At 67.7% G+C, this 6,835-nt stretch carries 7 protein-coding genes; 6 read left to right on the top strand and 1 reads right to left on the bottom strand.

Annotated features, from left to right (window positions below; genetic code table 11):
* The coding region (locus tag JYJ84_RS24690; RefSeq protein WP_205189567.1) for an FAD/NAD(P)-binding oxidoreductase at window positions 1-692 on the top strand (692 nt) is incomplete at its 5' end.
* Window positions 693-750: 58 nt separating this feature from the next.
* On the opposite strand, the gene JYJ84_RS24685 is transcribed toward JYJ84_RS24690, so the two are convergent.
* Entirely contained in the window at window positions 751-1,695 is a 945-nt protein-coding gene (locus JYJ84_RS24685) for a LysR family transcriptional regulator (RefSeq protein ID WP_175222567.1), read from the bottom strand.
* Window positions 1,696-1,859: 164 nt separating this feature from the next.
* Between JYJ84_RS24685 and gtdA the strand changes: the two genes are divergently transcribed.
* The 5 genes from gtdA to JYJ84_RS24660 form a co-directional block, all read left to right on the top strand.
* Window positions 1,860-2,903, top strand: coding sequence for a gentisate 1,2-dioxygenase (gene gtdA, locus JYJ84_RS24680; RefSeq protein WP_175222568.1), 1,044 nt, complete (start codon window positions 1,860-1,862; stop codon window positions 2,901-2,903).
* 110 nt (window positions 2,904-3,013) lie between these two features.
* The gene (locus tag JYJ84_RS24675) at window positions 3,014-3,712 is read left to right on the top strand and encodes a fumarylacetoacetate hydrolase family protein (RefSeq protein WP_175222569.1); all 699 of its coding nucleotides are present in this window, start codon (window positions 3,014-3,016) and stop codon (window positions 3,710-3,712) included.
* A gap of 25 nt (window positions 3,713-3,737) precedes the next feature.
* On the top strand, window positions 3,738-4,379 hold the full coding sequence (maiA, locus tag JYJ84_RS24670; protein ID WP_175222570.1) for a maleylacetoacetate isomerase: 642 nt from the start codon (window positions 3,738-3,740) through the stop codon (window positions 4,377-4,379).
* Between the two features lie 19 nt (window positions 4,380-4,398).
* A complete protein-coding gene (locus JYJ84_RS24665; RefSeq protein WP_175222571.1) occupies window positions 4,399-5,607 on the top strand; it encodes a 3-hydroxybenzoate 6-monooxygenase in 1,209 nt (402 codons plus the stop codon).
* An 80-nt stretch (window positions 5,608-5,687) separates the two neighbouring features.
* Window positions 5,688-6,835 (top strand): MFS transporter (locus JYJ84_RS24660; protein ID WP_205189566.1); only part of this gene is annotated, 1,148 nt, incomplete at its 3' end.

Here is a 6,835-nt window from a genome sequence, read left to right as displayed (position 1 = left end):
CGAAGCTCGCGCAGGCCGCGAAACTCGTCACGGCCGCCTATCGGCCCGATGCGCATGTCGTCGAAGCGTTCGGTGACAAGCGGCTCGAACGCGTGCGGATTCGTCAGGGCGATCGCGAGTTCGATGTCGATTGCGATCGGCTCGCGTGCGGCTTCGGCCTCGTGCCGAATACCGTGCTGCCGAGCCATCTGGGCTGCCGGACCGACAATGGCGCGGTGGCGGTCGACGCGCACCAGCGCACGAGCCGTGCCGGGGTTTTCTCGGCAGGCGAGTGCACGGGTGTCGGCGGCAGCGAACTTGCGATGGTCGAAGGCGAGATCGCCGGTTTGGCGGCGACCGGGCAGACGGCGCCGTTGGCTGCGCTGGTTACGCAGCGAGCACACTGGCAGGCGTTTGCCGATGCCGTGCGCGAGCGCTTCGCGATCCGTGAGCCAATCCGCCGGCTTGCGCGGCCCGATACGCTGCTGTGTCGCTGTGAAGACGTGCGTTTCGATGCAGTCGCGCAAGCGCCGGGCTGGACGGCCGCGAAACTGCAGTCCCGTTGCGGGATGGGCGCGTGTCAGGGCCGCGTGTGCGGCGCGGCTGCTCAGACACTTTTCGGCTGGACGCCGCCCATACCGCGCACGCCGCTCGTGCCCGCGCGGGTCGGCACGTTGATGCTGGACGGCACGGCATCCTGCGACGGCGCGTGATGTGATGCATCGCGACGTCGTGGTGGCTCGGCCCGGTTGACGCCGGGCCGAGCCACTTTCAATCCGCCTTCACTTTCTCCCATCCGCCGACCTGCGGCGCCGCACAGGCACGCAGGCACTCGATCGTCGCGGCCACGGCCGCGCGATTCGCGCTGTCGGGGTGCCAGTACATCGACACCGCGCCCTGGCCTTCGAGCTGCATCGGCAGGATCCGGATCGCGTTCAGTTGCGCGAAGCGCTGCGCAGCGCGGTGCGACGCGACGCCGAGCAGGTCGGTGTTGTTCAGCAGCGTGAGGTTGAGGATCGACGAATTCGATTCGACGCAGTGCGGCGGCCGCACGCGGCCGGCGGCTGTCAGCGCGGCCTCCAGCGCGTTGTGCACGGGCGTGCCCGACGGCCACACGATCCACGAATAGGCGAGCACGTCGTCCCAGCCGACCGACGCCGCGCCGGCGAGCGCATGGTCGGGCCGTGCGACGAACACGACCGGATCGACATACAGCGCTTCGGCGTGGAGCAGCGGATCGACGGATGTCGACCCCGAACGGCCCACGACGATATCCAGTTCGCTGCGCGCGAGCTGCGGCATCAGCTGGTTCATCGTGCTTTCGGTCATCCGAACCTGCGCGCGCGGCATGCGTTTCAGCAGTTGCGACACCGCGAGCGGCACCGTGTCAGCCGCCGCGACGCCCGACGTGCCGATCGTCACGAGGCCGCTGCCGCCTTCCCGCAGCGCGGCCATGTCGTCGCGCGCGACGTCGAGCTGCGCTTCGACGCGGCGCGCGTGCTCGATCAGCGCTTCACCGTAGGGCGTCGGTCGCAGGCCGCGCGCATGCCGCTCGAACAGCGGCAGCCCGACATCCTCTTCCAGTTCCTTCAGCCATTTCGACAGCGCGGGCTGCGTGGTCGCGAGCGCCACCGCCGACTGGCTCAGATTGCCGGTGACGGCAAGGCTCAACAGTACCTGCAGATGCCGCAGTCGCAGCCGGTGGGTCCAGTCCATCGCATGCCTCGTCGCGAGTAGGTATATCCAGAATCATATGGATCAGATGATTTGACCATTTTACCGGGTATGTCTTGGTCGAATATAAATCAGCTAACGGACTGCTTCATGGTCCTCGCCCCGACATAGCGCCGACGCCGATCGGCCGACTCCAAGGAGACATCATGACGACCCAGCCGGACGCGTCGCGCGCCGCCTACTACGCACGGATCGCCGAGCAACGCCTGGCGCCGCTGTGGGAATCGCTGCACAACCTCGTGCCGAAATCCCCGCAGCCGGCCGCGCAGGCCGCGATCTGGAAGTACGCACAGGTGCGCGACCTCGTGATGCAGGCCGGCAGCGTGATCAGCGCGGAGGAGGCCGTGCGTCGCGTGCTGGTGCTGGAGAACCCGGGGTTGCTGGGCAAGTCGAGCATGACGCCGACCCTGTACGCGGGGCTGCAACTGATCCTGCCGGGCGAGATCGCGCCGAGCCACCGGCATACGCAGTCGGCGCTGCGCTTCATCGTCGAAGGGTGCGGCGCGTGGACGGCCGTGAACGGCGAGCGCACGACGATGCATCCGGGCGACTTCATCATCACGCCGTCGTGGGCGTGGCACGACCACGGCAACCCGTCGGAGGAAGCGGGCGGCGAGCCGGTCGTGTGGCTCGACGGGCTCGACATTCCGCTGCTTGCAAACCTCGACGCGGGCTTCGCGGAGAACTACCCGGAAGCCGTGCAGCCGATCAGCCGCCCGGAAGGCGACAGCTTCGCGCGCTTCGGTCACAACATGGTGCCGGTGCGGCATCGCGCGAGCGATCCGACGTCGCCGATCTTCAGCTATCCGTATGCGCGCACCCGCGAGGCGCTCGACGCGCTGTACCGGAACGGCGAGCTCGACGCGTGGGACGGCGTGAAGCTGCGCTATGTGAACCCCGCGACGGGTGGCTGGCCGATGCCGACGATCGCCACCTTCATGCAGTTCCTGCCCGCCGGTTTCGACGGCCGCACGTACCGCAGCACCGACGCGACCATCTACTGCGTCGTCGAAGGCAGCGGCACCGCGCACATCGGCGGCAACGCATTCGAATTCGAGCCGCACGATATTTTCGTCGCGCCGTCGTGGGTGCCCGTGCGGCTGTCGGCGTCGTCCGACAGCGTGCTGTTCAGCTATTCCGACCGGCCCGTGCTGTCCGCGCTGAACCTGCTGCGCGAAGCGCGCGACTGACGCCGGCCGGTTTCGACGATTCGTTTGCCGTTTCCCGTTTCCCGTTTCCCGTTTCCCGTGCGCCGTCACCGCGGCGCGCCCCTTCATTCGTATTGATGCTGGAGCCATTCATGACTTTCGTTTTCCCGCCCGAAGCGCCCGTGGCGCTGCCCGTTGCCGGCAGTGATGCCCAATTTGCGGTTCGCCGCGTCTATTGCGTCGGCCGTAATTACGCGGCCCATGCGCGCGAAATGGGCTTCGATCCCGATCGCGAGCCGCCGTTCTTCTTCTGCAAGCCGGCCGATTCGGTCGTGCCGGTCGCGTACGGCGAAACGCTCGATCTCGCGTATCCGTCGCAGACGCAGAACTATCACTACGAAGCCGAACTCGTCGCGGTGATCGGCAAGGGCGGTGCGGACATTCCGCTCGAGCGCGCGCTCGAACACGTGTGGGGCTACGCGGTCGGCCTCGACATGACGCGTCGCGACCTGCAGATGAAGATGCGCGAAATGGGGCGGCCGTGGGAAATCGGCAAGGCATTCGACCGTTCCGCACCGATCGGGCCCGTGCATCCGGCAAGCGACGTCGGTCATTTCGAGCAGGGGGGCCTGTGGCTGACCGTCAACGATGCGACCAAGCAGAAGAGCGACGTGTCGCACCTGATCTGGTCGGTCGCGGAAACGGTGGCCGACCTGTCGAAGTTCTTCCGTCTCGAGCCGGGCGACGTGATCTTCACGGGCACACCTGAAGGCGTCGGCGCGGTGGTTGCGGGTGACGTGATGAAGGTCGGCGTCGAACGGCTCGGCGAACTGACCGTGCGCGTGGTCTGACGCATCTTCCAGGAAAGGCGACATCGTGCAACTGCATAGCTTCTTCAACAGTTCGACGTCCTACCGGGTGCGCATCGCGCTCGCGCTGAAAGGGCTGTCGTACGACACGCTGCCGGTGAACATCCGCACCGGCGAGCATCGCGAAGCGACCTACGTCGCGAACGTGAACCCGTCGGCGGTGGTGCCGGCGCTGGTCGACGGGGATTTCCGGCTCGGGCAGTCGCTTGCGATCCTCGATTACCTCGACCAGCTGCATCCGGAGCCCCGGCTGATTCCGCTCGAAGCGCAGCACCGCGCCCGCGTGCTGGAACTCGCGACGCTGATCGCTTGCGACATCCATCCGGTCAACAACCTGCGCGTGCTGCGCTATCTCGACAGCGAACTGAAGGTCACGCCGCAGCAGAAGACCGCGTGGTACCGGCACTGGATCGCGGAAGGGATGGCCGGCGTCGAGCGGCTGCTCGCGCGTGCGGATACAGGCCCGTGGTGCTTCGGCGACACGCCGACGCTGGCTGACGTGTGCCTCGTACCGCAGGTCGCGAACGCGTTGCGGATGGATTGCGACCTGAGCGCGTATCCGCGCAGCCTCGCAGTTTTCGAGCACGCGCGGCGCGAGCCGGCTTTCGAGGCAGCACAGCCACAGCGGCAACTGGATTACGTCGCGTAACACGAAGCAGGAGACAGACATGGGTGAGACACAACACAACGGCCGGCGCGTGCTGGTGATCGGCGGCGGCATCGGCGGGCTCGCGACGGCGCTCGCGCTCGCGCGCCAGGGCATTCGCGTGAAGCTGCTCGAACAGGCGGATCAGATCGGCGAGATCGGCGCGGGGATCCAGCTCGCGGCGAACGCGTTCAACGCACTCGACGCGCTGGGTGTCGGCGAGGCCGCGCGCAGCCGGGCCGTGTTCACCGACTGGCTACAGCTGATGGACGCGATCGATGCACGCGAGGTCGCGCGCATCGATACGGGCGCCGCGTACCGCGAGCGCTTCGGCAATCCGTATGCGGTGATTCATCGCGCGGACATTCACCTGTCGATCTATGAGGCGGTCAAGGATCATCCGCTGATCGAATTCCGGACGAGCACGCAGGTATGCGGCTTCGAGCAGGACGGCAACGGCGTGACCGTGACCGACCAGCACGGCGAACGGTATCGCGCCGATGCGGTGATCGGCTGCGACGGCGTGAAATCCGCGATTCGTCATGCGCTGATCGGCGACGCGCATCGCGTGACGGGCCACGTCGTGTATCGCGCGGTGGTCGACGTCGACAACATGCCGCAGGATCTGCAGATCAATGCGCCGGTCGTGTGGGCCGGCCCGCATTGCCATCTCGTCCACTATCCATTGCGCGGCGGGCGGCAATACAACCTCGTCGTCACGTTCCACAGCCGCGAGCAGGAAACCTGGGGCGTGCGCGAGGGCAGCAAGGAAGAAGTGCTGTCGTACTTCGACGGCGTCCATCCGCTGCCGAAGCAGATGCTCGACCGGCCGACGTCGTGGAAGCGCTGGGCGACCGCCGATCGCGATCCGGTCGAACGCTGGAGCGCGGGCCGCGCGACGGTGCTCGGCGACGCCGCGCATCCGATGACGCAATACATCGCGCAGGGCGCGTGCCAGGCGCTCGAGGATGCGGTGACGCTCGGCGCGGCCGTGGCCCGGACCGATGGCGACTTCGAGGCCGCGTTCGCGCTGTACGAGCGCGCGCGGATTCCACGCACCGCGCGCGTGCTGTATTCGGCGCGCGAGATGGGGCGGATCTATCACGCGAAGGGCGTCGAGCGGCAAGTGCGCAACGGGCTCTGGGTCGGCCGCACGCAGGCACAGTTCTACGACGCGCTCGACTGGCTGCACGGCTGGCGCGCGGAGGATTGCCTGACGTCCGTCGCGTAACGCGGCGCGGTTGGCCCGATTCCGGCGGCGCGCATTTCAACGACACGACGCGCGACCGCCTTCCTGGAGGAGACACCATCATGGCCGATACGCTGTCCATCGACGTCAGCGAATGGATCGACCGGCATCGCGTTGCGCCGTTTCAGGCCGCGATCGTCGTCCTGTGCTTTCTGATCGTCGCGATCGACGGATTCGATACTGCATCGATCGGTTTCATCGCGCCCGTCATCCGCGCGGAATGGGGCCTGTCGCCCGCGCAACTCGCACCGGTGTTCGGCGCGGGACTCGCCGGGCTGATGGCCGGCGCGCTCGTGTTCGGGCCGTTCGGCGACCGGTTCGGCCGCAAGCGCCTGCTGCTCGCCTGCGTGGCGTGCTTCGGCATCGCGAGCGCCGCGTCGGCGAGCGCGGGCGGCCTGACCGAGCTGATCGCGTGGCGCTTCGTGACCGGGCTCGGGCTCGGTGGCGCGATGCCCAATGCGATCACGCTGACGTCCGAATACTGCCCGGCACGGCGCCGTTCGCTGCTGGTGACGACGATGTTCTGCGGCTTCACGATCGGCTCCGCGTTGGGCGGGCTCGCAGCTGCGTCGTTGATCGAACACCACGGCTGGCATGCGGTGCTCGTCGTCGGTGGCGCGGCGCCGTTGCTGCTGCTGCCGGTGCTTGCGTGGCGGCTGCCGGAATCGGTGCGCTATCTCGTCAACACAGGCGCGTCGCGCGAACGGATCGCGGCGATGCTGGGGCGCATTGCGCCGGATCCGCATCTTCTGAACGCATCGTTCATCGCGCCCGCCGGCAAGCCGGCCGGATCGCCGCTCGGCCGCCTGTTCGGCGCCGACCTGCTGCGCGGCACGCTGCTGTTGTGGCTCACGTTCTTCATGAGCCTGCTCGTGATCTACCTGCTGTCGAGCTGGCTGCCGACGTTGCTGCGCACGACCGGCGCGACGCTGCAGACGGCCGCGCGCGTCACCGCGATGTTCCAGGTCGGCGGCACGCTCGGTGCGATCGTCCTCGGTGGGTTGATGGACAGTTTCGACCCGCATCGCGTACTGGCCTGCAGCTACGCGGCGGCCGGCATATTCGTCGCCGCGATCGGCATGTTTGCCGCGTCGCCGTGGGGCGCCGCGCTCGCCGTGTTCGCGGCGGGCTTCTGCGTGTCGGGTTCGCAGGTTGGCGCGAATGCGCTGTCGGCCGCGTTCTATCCGACCGAGTGCCGCACCACCGGCGT

Origin of the sequence: Burkholderia sp. LMG 13014 (assembly GCF_905232215.1) — a bacterium.
Lineage (GTDB): Bacteria > Pseudomonadota > Gammaproteobacteria > Burkholderiales > Burkholderiaceae > Burkholderia.
The sequence above is the reverse complement of the archived record's forward strand: the minus strand, read 5'-3'. Positions and strand labels throughout refer to the sequence as shown.

Excerpts from the sequence above, each read along its gene's own strand:
- JYJ84_RS24675 (WP_175222569.1), top strand. The coding sequence starts at position 3,014 with ATGACTTTCGTTTTCCCGCCCGAAGCGCCCGTGGCGCTGCCCGTTGCC.
- JYJ84_RS24665 (WP_175222571.1), top strand. The coding sequence starts at position 4,399 with ATGGGTGAGACACAACACAACGGCCGGCGCGTGCTGGTGATCGGCGGC.
- gtdA (WP_175222568.1), top strand. The coding sequence starts at position 1,860 with ATGACGACCCAGCCGGACGCGTCGCGCGCCGCCTACTACGCACGGATC.
- JYJ84_RS24685 (WP_175222567.1), bottom strand. The coding sequence starts at position 1,695 with ATGGACTGGACCCACCGGCTGCGACTGCGGCATCTGCAGGTACTGTTG.